Annotated in this window: 14 protein-coding genes; 8 read left to right on the forward strand and 6 right to left on the reverse strand. The window is 46.0% G+C overall.

From position 1 onward, the window contains the following. The first annotated feature begins 22 nt into the window (after window positions 1-22). Both ABDK00_RS11480 and ABDK00_RS11485 read left to right on the forward strand, forming a co-directional pair. A complete protein-coding gene (locus tag ABDK00_RS11480) occupies window positions 23-1,294 on the forward strand; it encodes a PmoA family protein (protein WP_346237260.1) in 1,272 nt (423 codons plus the stop codon). Continuing rightward, window positions 1,291-2,127 (forward strand): ThuA domain-containing protein, encoded by an 837-nt coding sequence (locus ABDK00_RS11485; protein WP_346237259.1) that lies wholly within the window; start codon window positions 1,291-1,293, stop codon window positions 2,125-2,127. Before ABDK00_RS11480 ends, ABDK00_RS11485 begins: the two co-directional genes overlap by 4 nt. Window positions 2,128-2,219: 92 nt before the next feature. On the opposite strand, the gene ABDK00_RS11490 is transcribed toward ABDK00_RS11485, so the two are convergent. Continuing rightward, entirely contained in the window at window positions 2,220-4,487 is a 2,268-nt protein-coding gene (locus ABDK00_RS11490; RefSeq protein ID WP_346237258.1) for an aconitate hydratase, read from the reverse strand. Window positions 4,488-4,639: 152 nt separating this feature from the next. Next, window positions 4,640-7,411, reverse strand: coding sequence for a bifunctional aconitate hydratase 2/2-methylisocitrate dehydratase (locus ABDK00_RS11495; protein WP_346237257.1), 2,772 nt, complete (start codon window positions 7,409-7,411; stop codon window positions 4,640-4,642). Between the two features lie 529 nt (window positions 7,412-7,940). Here ABDK00_RS11495 and ABDK00_RS11500 point away from each other — a divergent pair. The 5 genes from ABDK00_RS11500 to ABDK00_RS11520 all read left to right on the forward strand — a co-directional run bounded on the left by ABDK00_RS11500 (window position 7,941) and on the right by ABDK00_RS11520 (window position 12,106). After that, window positions 7,941-8,162, forward strand: coding sequence for a PspC domain-containing protein (locus ABDK00_RS11500; RefSeq protein ID WP_346237256.1), 222 nt, complete (start codon window positions 7,941-7,943; stop codon window positions 8,160-8,162). 168 nt (window positions 8,163-8,330) lie between these two features. Next, the gene (locus ABDK00_RS11505) at window positions 8,331-9,872 is read left to right on the forward strand and encodes a hypothetical protein (RefSeq protein ID WP_346237255.1); all 1,542 of its coding nucleotides are present in this window, start codon (window positions 8,331-8,333) and stop codon (window positions 9,870-9,872) included. A gap of 128 nt (window positions 9,873-10,000) precedes the next feature. Beyond that, on the forward strand, window positions 10,001-10,549 hold the full coding sequence (locus ABDK00_RS11510) for an RNA polymerase sigma factor (RefSeq protein WP_346237254.1): 549 nt from the start codon (window positions 10,001-10,003) through the stop codon (window positions 10,547-10,549). Further along, the gene (locus ABDK00_RS11515) at window positions 10,546-11,232 is read left to right on the forward strand and encodes a hypothetical protein (RefSeq protein ID WP_346237253.1); all 687 of its coding nucleotides are present in this window, start codon (window positions 10,546-10,548) and stop codon (window positions 11,230-11,232) included. The genes ABDK00_RS11510 and ABDK00_RS11515 overlap by 4 nt, the downstream gene beginning before the upstream one ends. Beyond that, the gene (locus ABDK00_RS11520) at window positions 11,207-12,106 is read left to right on the forward strand and encodes a hypothetical protein (protein ID WP_346237252.1); all 900 of its coding nucleotides are present in this window, start codon (window positions 11,207-11,209) and stop codon (window positions 12,104-12,106) included. Before ABDK00_RS11515 ends, ABDK00_RS11520 begins: the two co-directional genes overlap by 26 nt. 78 nt (window positions 12,107-12,184) lie before the next feature. On the opposite strand, the gene ABDK00_RS11525 is transcribed toward ABDK00_RS11520, so the two are convergent. The 4 genes from ABDK00_RS11525 to ABDK00_RS11540 all read right to left on the reverse strand — a co-directional run bounded on the left by ABDK00_RS11525 (window position 12,185) and on the right by ABDK00_RS11540 (window position 18,234). After that, window positions 12,185-13,543: a Gfo/Idh/MocA family protein gene (locus ABDK00_RS11525; RefSeq protein ID WP_346237251.1), complete on the reverse strand. Its 1,359-nt coding sequence runs from the start codon at window positions 13,541-13,543 to the stop codon at window positions 12,185-12,187. Between the two features lie 203 nt (window positions 13,544-13,746). After that, a complete protein-coding gene (locus ABDK00_RS11530; protein WP_346237250.1) occupies window positions 13,747-16,902 on the reverse strand; it encodes a glycoside hydrolase family 2 TIM barrel-domain containing protein in 3,156 nt (1,051 codons plus the stop codon). Between the two features lie 144 nt (window positions 16,903-17,046). Next, window positions 17,047-17,322 carry a chaperone modulator CbpM gene (locus tag ABDK00_RS11535; protein ID WP_346237249.1) on the reverse strand — a complete coding sequence of 92 codons (276 nt, stop codon included), beginning with the start codon at window positions 17,320-17,322 and terminating at the stop codon, window positions 17,047-17,049. 3 nt (window positions 17,323-17,325) lie between these two features. Then, window positions 17,326-18,234: a J domain-containing protein gene (locus ABDK00_RS11540; RefSeq protein WP_346237248.1), complete on the reverse strand. Its 909-nt coding sequence runs from the start codon at window positions 18,232-18,234 to the stop codon at window positions 17,326-17,328. A 179-nt stretch (window positions 18,235-18,413) separates the two neighbouring features. Between ABDK00_RS11540 and ung the strand changes: the two genes are divergently transcribed. Then, complete coding sequence (ung, locus tag ABDK00_RS11545; protein ID WP_346237247.1) at window positions 18,414-19,088, forward strand: uracil-DNA glycosylase; 675 nt, start codon at window positions 18,414-18,416, stop codon at window positions 19,086-19,088. Window positions 19,089-19,099 lie beyond the last annotated feature (11 nt).

A 19,099-nucleotide genomic window follows, 5' to 3' on the forward strand; every position in this document is an offset into this window, starting at 1 on the left:
AAGAAAAATAAAAAATAAACACATGCAACGATGTCATATCCTGCCGCGATTTAAAATCGCACTAAACATATTCGGGCTGCTGCTTTTTTGTGCTGCGTCAGGGGCATTGAAAGCACAGCTTGTGGCCACTTTAACAGCGACCACAAGCGGCGCAGAGAAATTCAACACACCGATGCAGCTCGACCTGAATGCGATTACGCATATCGCCGACAGCAGCCTGCAATTGTTTGAAACAACCGGCGGGAAAAGAATGGCCATCCCTTTTCAAATAGAAGCCATGGGCAACACGCGCATTTTACACTGGTTGATCACACCTTCGCCTGAAAAGAACCGTGTTTTTGAAATCATCAGAAGTACAACCGGTAGCGCGCTGCCGTCAATAGGAATTGATGAGCAGGGCGGCGCCTTTACGATTGTGGATAACGGCAAGCCGTTACTACAATATCATTCGGAAACGGTATACCCACCGGAGGGCGTTGACACCGCTTATAAAAGAAGCGGTTTTATACATCCGCTAAATACGCCGGCCGGGCATGCGCTCACCCGTATCAACGCCAAGGATCATTATCATCACTGGGGCATGTGGAATCCCTGGACGCATGTGCTTTTTGAAAAAGATACTGTTGACTTCTGGAATTTGCGCGACAGAAAGGGAACAGTTCGCTTTGAAGGCTTTTCGGCCATCGAAAAAGGAACAGTTTATGCCGGCTTCAGTGCACTGCATGAGCATATCGCATTCAAAAAAGATGGCTCAGAAAAAAAAGCCATCAACGAATTACAAACAATCCGGATTTACAAGCAACAGCCCGAGGACCCTTATTATATTTTAGATTTCACCTCTGAACTAAGCTGCGCCAGCGCCAGCCCCGTTTTGCTGCTCGAATACCGGTATGGCGGACTGGGCATCAGGGCTACCGAAGCGTGGAATAAAGACAACAGTATGACGCTAACGTCGGAAGGCAAGAATCGTAAGGAAGCCGACGGCAGCACCGCACGCTGGTGCCTGGCTCAGGGCAGTTTGGATGATGATTATGGCGGGCTGGTAATGATGAGCTATCCTTCCAATTATAATCATCCGGAGCCGCTTCGCGTCTGGCCGGAAAACTCAAACGGCCGCGGCGATGTCTTTCTGAACTTCTCTCCTACCAAAAACAAAGATTGGCTGCTGGAACCGGGAAAAACCTATCTCTTAAAATATCGATTCCTAATTTTTAATAATCAACTTTCAAAAAATGACGCAGAGGAAGTATGGCAATCATTTGCGCATCCGCCTGCTTTAAAAATTCAAAAATGAAGAAATTTTTAGTGCTTTCGCTTGCAGCGATTATTTGTTTTCAAACCGCTTTTGCACAAAGCAAAACCAACTGGAAGCAGGTGCGGGTATTAGTTTATAAAAAAAACGGGAAAGGCTTTATTCACGACAACGTTCCGTATGCAGCGCAGGCCATCATTGATTTAGGCAGGCAACATGGTTTTAAAGTGGACACTTCTTCCGACGCTTCGGTGATGACAGAAGCCAACCTGAAACAATACCGTATGTTAATTTTCACCAGTACCAATAATGATGTGTTCGACACCGACGCACAGCGCCTGGCTTTTAGAAGATATATTGAAGCTGGCGGCGGATTTGTAGGCGTTCATTCGGTAACCGGAACTGAGCGGCACTGGGAGTGGTTTAAAATGATGTTGGGCGGCACTTTTTCATGGCATGCGCGCGGACAGAAATTTACAGTCAGGGTGATAGATCCCAAGCATCCATCCATGAAAGGGACGCCGGCAGTATGGGAAAGATTTGATGAATGCTATTTTGCGAAAGAAATCTGGCCCGGCCCGAGAGCTTTAATGGTCAACGATTTTTCCACTATCGACACCTCAACGGCGCAGCAGAAAAATCTGTTAGACAAACATAAAGGCAACCTGGAAAGATATGTTCCCAGCGCCTGGGTGCACGATTTTGACGGAGGCACCACTTGGTGCACGACGCTGGGCCACGGAAAGGAAAACTATTCAGACCCTGCTTATCTCAAACACCTGATGGGAGGTATCGAATATGTGGCGAATGCTGCAAAAAAGCTCGACTTTTCTAAAGCTTATGCAACTCGTTACGATCAGGAAGTGAAATATTAAACCGCCATACTATAACCATTCGCCTGATAGGCGATTCAAATAAAAAGCCAATCCCGTGGGATTGGCTTTTCCATTTTTATAAACCAGGTTATCTAATTTCCTGAAAATTGCTTTCTGATAATATTTAGCGCTGCGCCAGCCTTGAACCATTCGATCTGCTGCGCATTATAAGTATGGTTTACATCAAAGCGCTCTTCGCTTCCATCAGCATGATGCAACACGATGGTCAGCGGCTTGCCTGGCGCGAACTCTGTCAATCCCAAAATATCGATGGTATCATCCTCCTGGATTTTCTCGTAATCATCTTTGTCAGTAAAAGTAAGCGCCAGCATTCCCTGCTTCTTTAAATTAGTTTCATGAATACGAGCAAAAGATTTTACCAACACGGCACGCACGCCCAGATGACGCGGTTCCATGGCCGCATGCTCGCGGCTGCTGCCTTCCCCGTAGTTTTCATCCCCTACCACGATCGTGCCAATACCCGCCGCCTTATAAGCGCGCTGCGTAGCCGGCACCGGGCCGTATACTCCGGTCAGCTGATTTTTGATATCATCCGTTTTATCATTAAAAAAGTTCACAGCGCCGATCAGCATATTGTTAGAAATATTATCTAAATGCCCGCGAAACTTTAACCAAGGGCCAGCCATCGAAATATGGTCGGTTGTACATTTGCCCTTAGCCTTAATCAGCAGTTTCAATCCTTTTAAATCCGTGCCCTCCCAGGGTTGAAAAGGATCTAACAATTGCAGGCGTTTACTATCGGGAGCCACAATCACTTCCACGCCGCTGCCATCGGCCGCGGGCTTTTGGTAACCGGCATCTTCCACCGCAAAACCTCTTGAAGGCAGTTCTTCACCTGTCGGGGGATCAAGTTTTACCTCTTCGCCGTTTTCGTTAATCAGCGTATCGGTTAGCGGATTAAAAGTAAGATCGCCAGCAATAGCCAGCGCTGTCACTAATTCGGGCGAAGCTACAAAAGCGTAGGTATTCGGATTACCGTCGGCGCGCTTAGCAAAATTTCTGTTGAAAGAATGCACAATAGTGTTCTTTTCCTTTTTTTCAGCGCCCACGCGGTTCCACATGCCAATGCAAGGCCCGCAGGCATTTGCAAAAACGGTGGCGCCGATCTTATTAAATGTATCGAGGAAGCCATCTCTGTCTATCGTGTAGCGAACCTGTTCTGAGCCGGGTGTGATCGTGAATTCTGCTTTTGTCTTGAGATTTTTTTCACTTACCTGTTTGGCAAGCGAAACGGCGCGACTGATATCTTCGTAAGAGGAATTTGTACAACTGCCGATCAATCCCACTTCCACTTTGGTAGGCCACTCATTTGCCGCAGCGGCTTCTTTCATTTTAGAAATCGGCGTTGCCAGATCGGGCGTGAAAGGCCCGTTTAAATGCGGTTCGAGCTCCGACAAATTTATTTCAATAATTTGATCAAAATATTTTTCCGGATGGGTATAAACGTCAGCATCAGCGGTAAGATTAGACGCAATGGCATCAGCGAGATCAGCCACTTCTTCGCGGCCAGTTGCCCGAAGATACCGGCTCATGCTTTGATCATAACCAAAAGTTGATGTTGTTGCACCGATTTCTGCGCCCATATTACAAATCGTACCCTTTCCGGTGCAGCTCATCGATTCGGCGCCTTCGCCAAAATATTCTACAATACAACCGGTGCCGCCTTTCACGGTTAAAATGCCGGCCACTTTTAAAATCACATCTTTGGGAGCCGTCCAGCCATTGAGTTGGCCGGTTAGCTTCACGCCAATTAGTTTCGGCATTTTCAGTTCCCAAGGCAAGCCTGCCATGACATCACAAGCATCAGCGCCGCCCACGCCAATTGCCACCATGCCCAATCCGCCTGCATTTACAGTGTGGCTATCGGTACCAATCATCATGCCTCCCGGGAAGGCATAATTTTCGAGCACCACCTGGTGGATAATGCCGGCGCCCGGCTTCCAGAAACCGATGCCATATTTATTAGAGACAGAAGCCAGGAAATCAAAAACCTCTTTACTTTCAGTATTGGCATGCTTTAAATCCGCCTCAGCGCCTGTTTCGGCCATAATGAGATGATCGCAATGCACGGTAGAAGGCACCGCCACCTTATCGCGGCCCGCCTGCATAAACTGCAGCAGCGCCATTTGGGCTGTCGCGTCCTGCATAGCCACACGATCGGGCGCAAAATCAACATAATCTACACCACGTTCATACACGCGGGTAGCGGGCTCCGTCAGGTGAGCGTATAATATTTTTTCGGTGAACGTTAAAGGGCGGCCTATCAACTGGCGCGCTTCGTTTACTTTTTGTTCAAATTCAGCGTAAGTTTTCTTAATCAGATCGAGATCGAATGCCATAGATAATATTTTTTTAGCCTTAAAAAGCAAAATTACAGAGTCTTACAAAGGTAAGGATTGTAATATAGAAGAACTACTGTGTTTCCACCACAAAAAGCGCCATCCCGCAGGCTGCAGAATGGCGCTTCAATATAATGAACCCGACATTTCTATTACATACTTAATTGTTTGGCCGGAGGAGCGAACTTAGTAAGATCGATGCCTTCAACCGCTGCTTTGTATTCGCTTATATTAGGGATGCGGCCCAAAATAGCTGAAAGCACTACCACCGGCGTTGACGCCAACAGCGACTCTCCTTTTTTGCGCTCCGCATCTTCCACTACCCTTCCCTGGAAAAGACGGGTAGAAGTGGCCATTACGGTGTCTCCTTTCGCTGCTTTTTCCTGGTTGCCCATGCAAAGATTACAGCCCGGGCGTTCGAGGTACATCATGTTTTCGTATTCCGTACGCGCGGTACTTTTCGGCAACAGGTCATTAAATTCAAAGCCGGAATATTTTTGCAACAGATCCCAGTCGCCTTCCGCTTTTAACTCATCAATGATATTGTAAGTTGGTGCTGCAACAACCAGTGGCGCGTGAAATTCAACTTTTCCATTTTGCTGTTCGATATTTTTCAACATCCTGGAAAGAATTTTCAGATCTCCTTTGTGCACCATGCAGGAACCCACAAATCCAAGATCCACCTTTTTATCTCCCTGGTAGTAAGAAAGTGCGCGGATTGTGTCGTGCGTATATCGTTTAGAAACATCTGCGTTATTAACGTCGGGGTCGGCGATCATTGGCTCGTCGATCAAATCAAGATCGATCACTACCTCCGCATAATATTTAGCATTCGCATCTGGCGTGAGCGCAGGTTTCTCGCCCGATTTAATTTCAGCGATCCGCTTGTCAGCTTTATTGATCAGCCCCTGAAGTACCTGGCGGCTGTTATCCATTCCTTTATCAATCATGATCTGGATGCGGCCTTTAGCAATTTCGAGCGATTCGATCAGCGTATCATCTTCAGAAATACATATAGAAGCTTTTGCTTTCATTTCTGCGGTCCAGTCGGTAAATGTAAATGCCTGATCCGCCGGAAGCGTTCCGATATGAACTTCGATAATTCTTCCCTGGAAAACATTTTCGCCGCCAAACTGCTGCAGCATCTGCGCCTGTGTGGCGTGCACTACGTCACGGAAGTCCATGTGATCCTTCATTTCACCTTTAAAAGTAACTTTCACGGATTCAGGAATGGGCATGGAAGCTTCACCAGTAGCAAGCGCCAGCGCTACGGTTCCGGAATCGGCGCCGAAAGCAACGCCTTTCGACATACGGGTATGCGAATCGCCGCCAATGATTATCGCCCACTCATCTACCGTGATATCATTTAATACTTTATGAATAACATCGGTCATGGAATGATAAGCGCCCTTGGGATCGCGGGCGGTGATCAGGCCAAAATCATTCATAAATTTCATCAACTTGGGAATATTAGCCTGCGCTTTTTTATCCCAAACCGAAGCAGTGTGACATCCGGACTGATAAGCGCCATCCACAATGGGCGAAATAACAGTTGCGGCCATCGATTCCAGCTCCTGCGCGGTCATCAAACCCGTGGTATCCTGCGACCCAACGATGTTCACTTCCACCCGCACGTCAGAACCTGCGTGCAACACCTTACCCGGTGTAGTACCTACCGCGTTTCTGTTGAATATTTTTTCAACCGCAGTAAGGCCTTGGCCTTCATGGGAAATTTCTTTTGAGGGGGCAAAAACAGAGGTAGGTTCTATTTCCAAAATCTTGGCCGCCACTGTCTGTATTTTTTTACCAAACACGATAGCGTAAGAACCGCCTGCTCTTATAAATTCCATTTTCTGAGGCGTCAGCGCTTTTGAAATATCAATCAACGCCTCCCCATCTTTATACAACTTTTTCTCTTTTGTATTGATCGTAAGTACCGTTCCGGTAGCTACAGAATACACTTCTTCGAGGATGGGCTCGTCCTTATCATTGCGGACCAACGCGCCATTTTCATCCACCTTTTTTACCCAGTTCTTCAAATCGATGCCGATACCGCCGGTTACGTCAACGGTAGTGAGGAAGATCGGCGAAATGCCGTTGGTACCGCCCACGATCGGCGCAATATTTACAAACGGAACATAGGGGCTCGCCTGGCGGCCCGTCCAAAGTGCCACGTTATTCACACCCGACATGCGGGAAGAACCCACGCCCATCGTACCCTTTTCCGCGATCAGCATCACACTTTTATCAGGATGCTGCGCTTGTAACTGGCGGATTTCCTGCTGCGCCTCCGGGGTGATCATGCATTTACCATGCAATTCGCGGTCTGAGCGCGAGTGTGCCTGATTACCGGGAGACAGTAAATCGGTAGAGATATCGCCTTCGCCGGCGATATAGGTAACCACCTTTATTTCTTCAGCAACTTCAGGAAGTTTTGTAAAAAACTCAGCACGGGCGTAGCTTTCCAGGATTTCCTTTGCAATAGGGTTTTCTGCTTTGAACGCCTCCTTCAGCCGATCGATATCAGCGTCGTAAAGAAATACCTGCGTTTTCAGTACGTCGGCCGCTTGCTTTGCAATGGCCGCCTCATGGCCTAAAGCCAGATCAAGCAATACTTCAATTGAAGGGCCGCCTTTCATATGCGACAACAGCTCAAAAGCGAAAGCAGGGGAAATCTCCGGCACTTCAATGGTGCCTGAAATAATATCTTTTAAAAAGCCTGCTTTTGCACCTGCAGCGCTTGTGGTGCCCGGTAATGTGTTATAGATAAAAAACTGGAGCGCATCTTTGCGATCTCCGCTTTCCGTGTTTCGGATATGGTCAATAATTTCGCTTAGCAATTCCGCGCTGTCAATGGGCTTTGGATGAAGGCCCTGGGTTTTTCTTTCTTCAATTTCTTTAAGGTAATCCTTATACATATTCATTACAGAATTCTTTTCTATATTTAAAGCAAACTTGAAAAAAACTGGTGTTGCTTTCGTTGAACCAGCTTGCAGGGTTGCAGCAACTCCGACCGATTTTTATAGAACCTCCATTAAAGTTTACACACCTTTCTCAGGGTCGTAAAACGACTATGCCTTTTGCATTGCCAAAACGGGGTTTCAAAAAATACTGTCGAGGCAAACTTGCTGCTCAATCCACATCGAGCGCCCTATTATTTAATTAAAAATCAAGACCTGATTGAAATCAAATTCGATTTTTTTATATTTTTATTCAAACAATAGCTACCTAAACAGGTGCGCGAATTTACAAAAAATAAGCCTTATAAATAATAACGGTAATGAAATTATGCAGGCATATAATAAATTTGCACTAATGAATCTATTTGAAAGCGCGAGAAATGGTACAAAATATGCTCTTTCTTTTCAGATTATTGGTCGAGCTAGATGCTCTTCTGAAGTGCAGTTTTTTGATCTGCGGGTATTTGATCGTTAATCGATAAAAAATTAACAGATGAATAGGCTAAAAAGTTTTGTCGAGTGGAACGCATTTGGCGTTTGCTCATCTATCGGGGATAAAATGAATATTTCTCCCAGCCGGATCCGGCAATATTTTATTTACTCGTCCGTTCTTACGATGGGCTCGCCGATTATCTTATATATGGTGCTGGCTTTCTGGAAAAACATAAAAAACTATATCTATTCTTCGAAAAGAAATCCATGGTATTATTTGTAAGAAATAGCCACTAACTGTTCCCTCTTTTTTCCTTTTTTGAAGGCTTTATCGACATTTCGCGCCAGCCGAAAGAATTATAACGCCTGCCTGTCGAATAGCTTCAAGCCCGGTTTTTACCCCAACTATTTTTGTAGCATTAACCTGTTTTAATCCTACAAAACTCACACAATGACCAAGACGGCTTTATTAATGCTATGTGCTATCGTTTCTTTTTTCTCAACTAATATTTTTGCCCAAAGCGCTTTTTCTGTAGGCCAATACGTAGTTTTAGCAAAACCGGGCAGCAACAGCGCTGCCCCCAATTATACACTTTACACTACGACTACTCCTGCGAATGGAACTTCATTTGTTTCCGGAACAACTGTTATATTCGACGCCAATGTGAACGGCATCGGGTTAAACCCAGTCGACCGCAAACTATATGGTGCTGCCTATAAAGACCCTGGTACACCTTCGGTACTTGCCGACGATGTCAGCCTTTACAGGATCGGCGCAGACGGCGCCTATGTCAACCTCGGCTTATTGCCTGTTACCGGGCAGGGCGCCATGGTGATGGGCGCACCGGCCGAGTTTGTGAATGCTTCAGCAGGAACCATGGGCGCCGACGGATCTTATACTTACATGACCGTTGCCATCAAACAAAGCGGCGTAAACAAAATGATCAGCCACCAGTTGTATGGTACTCCGCTAAATTTAACTTCCGATGACGTGCGTTCCTTTATCGCAACCATTAGTAACGTAGCCACATTGTCAGCTGCCGCCGGTCTCCCCATTGCCGCAGCGCCCTCAAGTTATTATGAATTGACAACGACCGACCCGAAGGTGATCGCCGGCATGGACGCATTCGTGGAGGATATCAACGAAAATTTCCCGAATGTAAACTGGAGCAACGGCGGTATTCAGGATATTGATATTGATCCCGCGAGCCAGCAGCTGTATGCCTATTTTAACTACCAGGACCCTTCGCCTTCGGGACAATCGGTGGATGTGGTAGGTTTCCCGGTGGTGATCGCCGCGCCTGTCAGCGGCGTTGCTCAGATGAATTCGGTAGGAAATACCATTAACCAGACACCAGACCAGGAAGTAGCCGGCATCAGCTTCGACCTTTCCGGAAACCTGTTTGCCCTTTTTACTTCAGGGCAATATGGCCAGTTAAATCTCACCACGGGCGCCGTAGAAAATATTGTAACCAGTAATATTCCGACCGCTGTTTATCTTAATCAAAACCACCTGCGAGGCGATTTTGCCAAGGCCGTATCGGCAACGCTCCCCGTCACATTCAGCGCGGTTCAGGCGACTATCGAAGGAGATCGGCTTAACGTAAAATGGATTACCACACACGAAAGAGACAATGATCATTTTGAGATCCAAGCTTCCGCTGACGGCAAAAATTTCGCAGCAATCGGCTCGGTTCATTCCAAAGCTACATCCAGTGAGAGCAACGCCAGCTTGTCTTATGAGTTTACATCAGCGTGGGGCGGATCCGTACTCGGTGTATTTGTTTTGGGATGCAGCCTTTTTAGTTTTAAAAAGAAAAGAAGAAAAATCAGCTTATTACTTACCGGTATCGGCTTGTCCGTCATGGTCTTTTCTTGCAGCAAATCGGAACAAATGCCCCTTCCTTCCGCCAGTGACGTTTTTATCAGGATTGCCCAGATAGATAAGGATGGAAATAAGACCTACAGCAAAATTGTCAAAGCAATCAAATAATGGCTCCGTAAAATAACCCTCGGGCCCGGCTGCGTTAGCCGGGCTTTTTTTTGCCACTTTTTTCTGCGGAAAGTGTAACATTCCCACAATTTTTGCTATTCTTATATAAAAGGACTGATATTTTAACATTGGAGCTTACGGTAGAAATAGCAATAGATGAGCAGGTAGAACTTTGCCGGGAAGGTGACAAAACCGCCTACTTCGAGGTTTACAACCGCTATGCAAAAGGCATGCTTAATAGCAGTATGCGCATTTTAAACAATATCGCTGACGCGGAAGATATCGTGCAAGAATCTTTTATTGACGCTTTTAACAACCTTGAAAAATTTGCCTATCGAAGTTCTTTTGAAGGTTGGTTGCGAAGAATTGTGATCAATAAATCCATCAGTCTTTTGCGCAAAAGAAAAATTCAATGGGTGGACGCAGATGCTACACAGCTGACGGCCCCTGATGAGGATCGTGTGGATGAAGATGGCTTTGAAGCAGATATCCAAAAGATTAAAGCCGCCGTTTTGCAGCTGCCTGAGCATTACAGAGTGGTATTCAACCTTTTTGTAATTGACGAAATGAAACAGGAAGAGATTGCGGCGCTGCTGCGCATCTCCCATAATAATGTCAGAACCACCTACCACCGCGCCAGAAAAAAAGTGATCAACATCTTAAATGAAAACAAATGAGCAGGAAGCTGGAGGATTTTATACGACAAAATAAGCAGGCCTTCGAAGATCATGTACCCTCGGATGCGCTTTGGCATCGCCTTGAGAAAAAACTCGACGCAGGCAAAAATAAATCGGAGGGGAAAGTGCTGAATTTTCGCCCGTGGATGAAACTGGCGGCTGCCGCCATTATATCGGCTGTTATTGTTAGTGCGGCATTTTACCTTTTCAACAGGCCCGAAGAAATTCCTCCTGAAATGACGGCCAAGAACAATCCACCACTTGATTCAGGTTACGGAACCGCTAAGATGCAGGAAGACGCCGTCTCTGTTGCGCCGGACTCTGCGCCTGGAATAACCGCGCCACTCAACAGGGAGAAAGTGATGATTAAAACGCTGAACGAAGAAGAAGAAGCTTTGTTCCACTATGCCAGGATTATAGAAATAAAGCAGGAACAAATGAAGGCGCTCAAAAAAACGGAGCCGGAGCTGTACCAAGCGTTCACCAAAGACCAGGAAATGCTTGAAACGGCTTACGGCGCGCTGAAAGCGCAATTAAAAGAGGGCGTGAACAGCGAGAAACTTTTAGAAGCAATGATCGGCAATTTAAAAATGCAGGCCGACCTGCTCAACAAACAACTTACAATTTTAAAAGAAGTACGAAATAAAAAGACACAAGATGAAAAAGATTATAAAAGCCTTTAGCCTGTTGCTCTGCCTTTGGCTAGTGACCTATGCCGCCCACGCAGACAATGGGGAAAAAAGAAAAACATTCACCAAAACCTATCCGCTGCGTAGCCAGCAAAAAGTGAAAATTTCCAACAAATTTGGAAAAGTGGAAGTCAATAGCTGGGCGCGCAATGAGGTGAAAGTTGACGTTACCATCATGGCTTCATCAAAAGATGACCGCGCTACGCAGGCGATTCTCGACAATATCAATATCGAAAGCAGCGACGGCGACCCGATTGTTTTCACCACAAAATTTTCAAATAACGCCAACACCAAAACAAAAAGTTCGAAGATGGAAATCAATTATGTCGTGTATATGCCCGCCGATAATCCGCTTGAGATAAAGAATGAGTTCGGCAGCACAATCTTGCCCGACTGGAGAGGCGACGTAAGCCTCGACCAATCCTTCGGCCCGCTTACCACGGGGCAATTGCAACGCGCGAAAAAAATAGACGTTGATTTTGGATCACTAAACGCCGCCGCCATCCACGACGGGCAGCTGAAGATCTCTTACTCGAAACTTAAGGTAGAAAAACTTTCGGGCGCGATCAGCAGTAAGATTGACTTCTGCAAAGGATCAACGCTGGGCCTGCATCCTACCCTCACCCAATTGGATATCAAAGCCTCTTATTCCGACGTTAGCATCAGGCTTCCTTCCAATTTGAGCGCCAGGTACCAGATCAAAACAAGCTTTGGAGATCTAAAAAACAGCAGCCCGGTCCCGATTTCCAATCAAACCAAAGAAAAAAAATACGGGCCTACTTTTGACAAAGTATATGCCGGCAGCAGCGGGTCAGGAAAAGCCGCAGTCACTATCAGCAGCAGCTTTGGAGACATCACTTTAAAATAAACCTCCACTTCATTAATACAAAACACCCCGCAGAAGCGGGGCGTTTTTTTTATTCCTAACCGATTGCTAACATTTTTCCTAATAACGATCATCGAGCGCAAACACGGGCTTGCGATACATCCATTCGCCTCCGGTAAAATCAGGAAACTCAACAGTCTCATTTCCTAACGCAATGGACTGCTCGCTCAGCGGCGTGATCGCGCTCCACGCGGCGGCATCATAAACGTCCATCTGCGTGGGAAGGTTTTGCTTCGCCGATTCGATAAACGAGTTGATAACAAACCAATCCATACCGCCATGCCCTGCGCCGGCTGCGTCGTTTCCAAATTTTTTCCAAAGCGGATGATCGTATTCGTCTAACCATTTTTTGGCTTCATCCCACTGATGCGCTTTAGATTTTCCCTCAATATGAATACCTTTCGCTACGTCCATCCAAATGCCTTTGGTTCCCTGAACGCGGAATCCCAAAGAATAGGGGCGCGGCAGATTAGTGTCGTGCTGTAACAAAATTGTTTCGCCGTTGGCGCACGAGATCTGCGTGGTTACAATGTCGCCGAGTTTGAAACCCACTTTTGCGTTTTTGTGATTTTCACCACCTACTTCAACAATATATTCGTGCAGGCCTCTTGACTTTGTGGAGAACGCATTTAAAGATATAAACCGGTTGCCCCGATTAATATTAATATAATGCGCAACAGGGCCGATACCATGCGTGGGATACAGGTCACCATTGCGATGCACGGAGTGATCGGTTCTCCATCTTGATTCCGAATACCCGTCTTCGTGGCCAAACTCCGCTCCTTTTCCGTAGGGCGATTTGCCATCATTAAATTTCACACCTCTCAAATCGTGCTGGTAGCCGCCCTGCAAATGAATCAACTCGCCAAATAAGCCCTGACGTACCATATTTAAAACTGCCATAACATCGCGGCGATAGCAAACATTTTCGAGCATCATAACATGCGCTTTATGTTGCTCGGCCGCTTTTACCACGTCCCAATGATCTTGCAAATTGATGCCCAGAATTACTTCCGTTCCAACGTATTTGATACCTGATTCAAGCGAGCCGATGATCATCGGCTTGTGCAATTCCCAAGGCGTAGAGATGATAATGGCCGCATTATCTTTTCTTTCTAAAAGCTTTTTCCAGGCATCAGGGCCTTCCGAATAATATTGCGGCTGCTTTTTATCTGCATCGGCAAAAAGTTTTTTCGCGCTGGCAATAGTACGCGGATCGATATCACAAATAGCATGAACTTCGACATCTTTCCTTCTCAACAACAATTTTAAATGTTCAATACCTCTTGCGCCGATACCAATCATAGCCACTTTCAACAACTCGGCAGGCTTGCTGCTTTTAAATATACCATCAGTTGGCATGACGGACAATCCGGCCATAGCGAGGCTTGTGTTTCTTACAAATTCTTTTCTTTTCATTCACCTTGTTTTTGCTTGCGGCTTCGCCGCGATTTTCTTTAATGAAACTTCTCAATTAGCAGCGCTTTATCATTGCAACGTGTTGCTTTTACTGGTTCTGACAGCAATCATCTTCAATTCGTCATTGCGATCGATAAGCGAATATATTGAGTATTTTGGGCAACTTCCCGTACAAACGATTGCGCAAAATGCAGCCGGCTGGCCTACAAAGGACGAACCCAATAGCTATAAGCGTAACGCCCGGGTGTGATCCAATACTTCCGCAGTGGCATAGATCCCCAGCTGTCGATTCCCTGAACACCCAGCTGCAACAAATCGATATGCATAAAAATCTTATCCCTCTGTTCCAGTTCACCCGAATGAAACTGATGTTTTTCAGGCGCCGGATCGAGGTCGTCAATATTGTAAGGCAATGCTGAGAAAGAAAGCAGGCTATCAGCGAAATCGATCCTCACCCCCTTTCCTTTTTTGTCAGTCAGTGTAAACCAGCGCACATCCGTTTTGTTGCCGCTTTCCTGCGGGCGCGCATACGAGAAGTATTGTTGATCGAGAGATTGCTCGTAAATGCCGACACTGCTGGCGTATTTTCTATCCCAATAATTTTCCCATGGCCCGCGGCCATACCACTGAATATTACTGAATTGTTTATTTAATTGCAGGTTGTTGCCGATACGCATTAGCGATCTCGCCGCCCCATCTGCTATTTTAAAATCATTGGCAATATGAATGCTTCCATCTGCATAGACGGTGAAACGCTGCATGGTCGTCGCCTTACCGCCGGCAATATCTTTGGTAAATTTCACAAGATAAGCCCCGTTGCTTTGCGGCTCTGCGTCAACATTCGTTACCTGAACGCTGTCGTAGGCCCTTCGCCATTCGCGCAGCGACCGATTCAACCTGGCCCCAATGTCGTTGTCGGTTGGCGCCCGATAAAATGAAGGTTTCGGGCCTTCCGCCATAATTTCCACTCCCTTTACTTTATAAGAAGTGAGTAACCCCGCGGAAGTGTTAAATACGGCGGTAAAATGCTTACTGCTAAGCGTCAATTCATCAGCTGAGCGCTGCACTTTTAGAGTACCTGCCGGCTTTATAATTTCCGGCTGAGCGCCGCCCGCGTAAGCCATTTGCTCATACGCTATATCATATCCTTTTTCCAGGAAAGGCTCAGCAGCTTTGAGTCGATAATAAACATTTAAAAAATATTCCGCGCCTGCCTTCGGTTTGATTTTAACAGGTAGGGGAAGATCTATATTTTCACGGGGTTGAATGTTGAGTTCACTAACAGCGCCTTTTTCAACGATTTTGCCATTTTCCAAAACCTCCCAATGCAGAGATACATTGTCGAGGGCTTTAAAGAAATAGGTATTGGCAATATTAATGACGTTAGATCCCTTGTAGCTGGTTTTAATATATTGATGCACCTTTTTCAATTCAACGGCCATCGGCGTAAGCTGGCGATACGCAGTCACCACACCTTTCACACAAAAATCGTTATCACTGAAATCTTCATTTACCGGGCCGGTTAACGGGAAATCGCCGCCATAGGCCATAATACGTTTCCCATTTTTTACCGTATCGAAAGACTGGTCGATCCACTCCCATACATATCCACCCTGCGCCCCCGGCGTTGATTCGATCGCATCCCAATACTCTTTAAAATTCCCCAGGCTGTTGCCCATGATATGCGCATACTCGCTCATAATCAGCGGCCGCAGATCTTTTGCCTTGCCCCAATTGGCTACCCAATCCGGAGAAGGATATTGGGGGCAACGCACGTCGGTATTATAATCACTTTCGGAACGCTCATATTGTACGGGGCGTGTATCTGTTTTTTTCAACCAATCATAAGCCTCATACATATTAACCCCGTTTCCTGCCTCATTACCCAACGACCAGGTGATGATGGAAGGATAATTTTTGTCCCGCTCGTACATACGCGTGATGCGGGCCAGATGGGCGTTGCGCCAGTTTTTATCATTAGCAAAAGTATATTGCAAATCATAACCGCGTCCATGCGATTCGATATTCGCTTCGTCTATAACGTACAAACCAAACTCGTCACACAATTCCATCCAGTAAGGATCGGGCGGGTAGTGAGAATGGCGCACTGCGTTTACGTTTAGCTTTTTCATCATCTCCATATCCTTCAGCATATCTTCCCGGGTTAAGGTATGCCCGGTTTTAGCATTATGTTCGTGGCGGTTAACACCTTTAAAAAACACGCGCTTTCCGTTTACCAGAAAATCACGTCCGCGGATCTCAATGCTTCTAAAGCCTACGCGCACAGGCACTACTTCCAACACCGCACCACTCTTGTCTTTCAGGGTGATGTACAAAGTATATAAATAGGGCGTTTCGGCCGACCAGGTTTTTACACCGGGAATTAATTTTTTGAAGGAAACTTTGGTTTTGTATTTTCCCAAAACGGTCAAAAAAGGTTTACTGCTTTCCTTATACACCTGCGTTCCCTGGGCATTTACAAGTTCCACTTCAACCGAAAAAGAATCAGCTTTGGAATGGAGCGTTTTCAAATCCGTTTTATAACTGTTCACTTCAATGTCGATATCCAACGCACCGTCTTTATAGTTGTTGGTCAGATTGCTTTGTACTTTAAAGTCGCGCAGATCGATTCGGGGCGTGGCATAGAGGTAGACGTCGCGCTCGATTCCTGAAATACGCCACATATCCTGGCATTCCAGATAACTGGCATCGCTCCATCGATACACTTGCAAAGCGATAAGGTTTTCGCCCGGCTTGACATAATCGGTGATATCAAATTCTGCAGCCAGTTTACTATCCTCGCTGTACCCCACTTTCTTCCCGTTTACCCAAATAAAAAATGCAGATTTAACCGCGCCCAGATGAATAAATACCTGCTGCCCGTCCCAGTCGGAAGGGATGATCACTTTTTTCCGATACGACCCTACTGGGTTATTGTCTTCAGGAATATCAAACGGCGGATTTAAGCGGCCACCCCGGTAGCGCGCGCCGGCAAACTCATAGGGCTGGTTTACATAGATCGGCAAGCCATAGCCGTTCAACTCCCAATTGGCCGGCACCTGAAAGTTTTTCCACTGCGAGTCATCAAAATCGGCTTTATAAAAATCTGTCGGGCGGTCGTTTGGATTTTGTACCCAATTAAATTTCCACGCGCCATTTAGCGAAAGGAAACGGCCTGATTTTTCTTTGGCTCTTTTTTCCGCCGCCGCACGGTTTTCAAAAGCAAAACCGCTTGCGCGCATCGGCATTCTGTTTACCGAAACGATATCGGGCGTTATTAATTCGACGGGCAGATTATGTTGTGCAAATAAGCCTGAAGCAATAAAGAACAGGGCAGTCAGAAAAGATAAACGCTTCATAATTTTTTTGTGGTTGGAATCATATAAAAAAGGACGTTCAAAGAAACACCTAAAGTTCCTAACCACAAAGCATTGTGCAATCGGTTGTGCATGGCTCCAAGCACCAATTTGCAGCATTTCCAGCTGTTAAAGGATATTAATAGATTAGCGGATTTTTTGTTGGCGCAAGGCGGCCTGCAAATGCTCTATTTTTTTGAGCAGGTGGCTGATGGCTTCAATCCCTTCCATATTAATTTCAAGGTCATAATGCAAATGCATATATTTTTCCAACAGCGCAAGCTGATCGTGATGGATAAAATAAGACTCGTCATGATACTCAAGCCGCACCAGGCCCTGGTCAAATAGCGTTTGTACAAAAGAGGTTTCAATGCTATAATATCTGCAACAATCCTCCATTAAAATTTCATTTTCATTTGCCATATCTTATTTTTTTGAGGCTTCGCTGGCCAATTGTTGAAATAGTTCTTTTTCTTTAGCACTTAAATTTTTGGGCAGCTCCAACTGCCATGTAATATACAGGTCGCCAAAGCTTCCTTCGGTTTTGTAAACGGGAAAGCCCTTTCCTTTTAACCTTACCGTAGCGCCATTTTGTGTTTCGGGCGCGATGGTAAGCTTCACTTTTCCGTCGATGGTATCTATGGTTTCTTCACCGCCCAATACCGCTTTATATAAATCCAGCGGGGCGTTCAAATAAAGGTCATTGCCGCGACGCATGAAAGCCGTGTTATTAACGATGGTAAAAGTGATAAACAAATCCCCGTTGGGCCCACCGTTCACACCCGGCCCTCCATAACCCTTGATTTTAATTTCCTGGCCGTCTTCAATTCCCGCCTGCACGGTGATGCGTATATTTTTACCATTGACATTGAAAGTTTGTTGGTGGGTTTTATAAGCTTCCGTCAGGTTGAGTTGCACGCCCGCGCGAAAATCCTGTCCTTTATATTTAACATTCGCCTGCGACCGGCTGCCGGCTCCGCCAAACATCTGCGAAAAGAAATCCGAAAAATCGCCCTCGCTACTATAGGAAAAATGCGTGCCCTCGCCAAATGGGTTTTGCTGACTGCTTTGCCGGCGTTGTTGCTGCCGCGCCTGCTCAAACTGGTCCGCATGCTTCCAGTCGGCGCCATATTGATCATATTTCTTCCGTTTATCCGGATCGCTCAACACTTCATGCGCTTCATTGATTTGCTGAAATGTTTTCACAGCTTCCGCATCGTTGGGGTTTAAATCCGGATGATGTTTGCGCGCCAGTTTTCGATAAGCTTTCTTAATATCATCCGCTGTGGCTTTTTTATCTACGCCTAATACTTTGTAATAATCTATATAGTCCATAACATCAAAATGAGAAAAGCAATTTAATTTTTTTCTGCCAAGCCCTGATTAAAAAGAGCACGGTTTTATTATTTTTTATTAAGATACAAAAACCATCCCACAACATGGGCGCGCTCAACCGCAAGCTATGGACAAGCTCGAAAAAATCTTATGTTTGATGTTTTTAAGGAGACCGCTAAATGAATGTACAAATTGAACCATCCTGGAAGGCAAAACTAAAAAGTGAGTTTGAAAAGCCCTATTTCGCGCATATTGTTGAGCATCTGAAAACGGAGAAACAGCTTCATAAAATTATCTATCCGCCCGGGCAGATGATTTTCAACGCTTTTAATTCGACGCCTTTCGATAAGGTCAAATTAATGATCCTGGGCCAGGATCCTTATCACGGGCCGGGGCAGGCGCACGGACTTTGCTTTTCGGTACAAAAAGGAGTTCCGCCCCCGCCGTCGCTGGTTAATATTTTTAAAGAATTGCAAAGCGATATAGGCCTGCCGCGGCCTTCGAGCGGCGACCTTAGCAAATGGGCAGCCGAGGGCGTATTTCTTCTCAACGCTTCGCTTACCGTAAGGGCTGCAGAACCGATGAGCCACGCCCGGATTGGCTGGGCACAGTTCACCGACGCTGTGATCAAAACGATTGCGGAAGAAAAACAACATATCGTGTTTTTGCTTTGGGGAAAGTTTGCCCAGGAAAAAGCGGCCTTCATAGACGAATCCAAACACCTGGTATTAAAAGCCGCGCATCCGTCGCCACTGTCGGCGCATAATGGCTTTCTAGGCTGCCGCCATTTTTCAAAGGCTAATGAATACCTGATAGAGAAAGGCATCAGCCCTATCGACTGGCAGCTTGACTAACACATTCAGAA

The organism is Niabella insulisoli (genome assembly GCF_039652435.2).
In the GTDB taxonomy this organism is placed as follows: domain Bacteria; phylum Bacteroidota; class Bacteroidia; order Chitinophagales; family Chitinophagaceae; genus Niabella; species Niabella insulamsoli.

What these genes read in the sequence shown, in the direction of transcription:
- ABDK00_RS11495 (WP_346237257.1), bottom strand. Translation starts at nt 7,411, where the DNA reads ATGAATATGTATAAGGATTACCTTAAAGAAATTGAAGAAAGAAAAACC.
- ABDK00_RS11535 (WP_346237249.1), bottom strand. Translation starts at nt 17,322, where the DNA reads ATGGCAAATGAAAATGAAATTTTAATGGAGGATTGTTGCAGATATTAT.
- ABDK00_RS11515 (WP_346237253.1), top strand. Translation starts at nt 10,546, where the DNA reads ATGAGCAGGAAGCTGGAGGATTTTATACGACAAAATAAGCAGGCCTTC.
- ABDK00_RS11525 (WP_346237251.1), bottom strand. Translation starts at nt 13,543, where the DNA reads ATGAAAAGAAAAGAATTTGTAAGAAACACAAGCCTCGCTATGGCCGGA.
- ABDK00_RS11530 (WP_346237250.1), bottom strand. Translation starts at nt 16,902, where the DNA reads ATGAAGCGTTTATCTTTTCTGACTGCCCTGTTCTTTATTGCTTCAGGC.
- ung (WP_346237247.1), top strand. Translation starts at nt 18,414, where the DNA reads ATGAATGTACAAATTGAACCATCCTGGAAGGCAAAACTAAAAAGTGAG.
- ABDK00_RS11520 (WP_346237252.1), top strand. Translation starts at nt 11,207, where the DNA reads ATGAAAAAGATTATAAAAGCCTTTAGCCTGTTGCTCTGCCTTTGGCTA.
- ABDK00_RS11500 (WP_346237256.1), top strand. Translation starts at nt 7,941, where the DNA reads ATGAATAGGCTAAAAAGTTTTGTCGAGTGGAACGCATTTGGCGTTTGC.
- ABDK00_RS11485 (WP_346237259.1), top strand. Translation starts at nt 1,291, where the DNA reads ATGAAGAAATTTTTAGTGCTTTCGCTTGCAGCGATTATTTGTTTTCAA.
- ABDK00_RS11480 (WP_346237260.1), top strand. Translation starts at nt 23, where the DNA reads ATGCAACGATGTCATATCCTGCCGCGATTTAAAATCGCACTAAACATA.
- ABDK00_RS11490 (WP_346237258.1), bottom strand. Translation starts at nt 4,487, where the DNA reads ATGGCATTCGATCTCGATCTGATTAAGAAAACTTACGCTGAATTTGAA.
- ABDK00_RS11540 (WP_346237248.1), bottom strand. Translation starts at nt 18,234, where the DNA reads ATGGACTATATAGATTATTACAAAGTATTAGGCGTAGATAAAAAAGCC.
- ABDK00_RS11505 (WP_346237255.1), top strand. Translation starts at nt 8,331, where the DNA reads ATGACCAAGACGGCTTTATTAATGCTATGTGCTATCGTTTCTTTTTTC.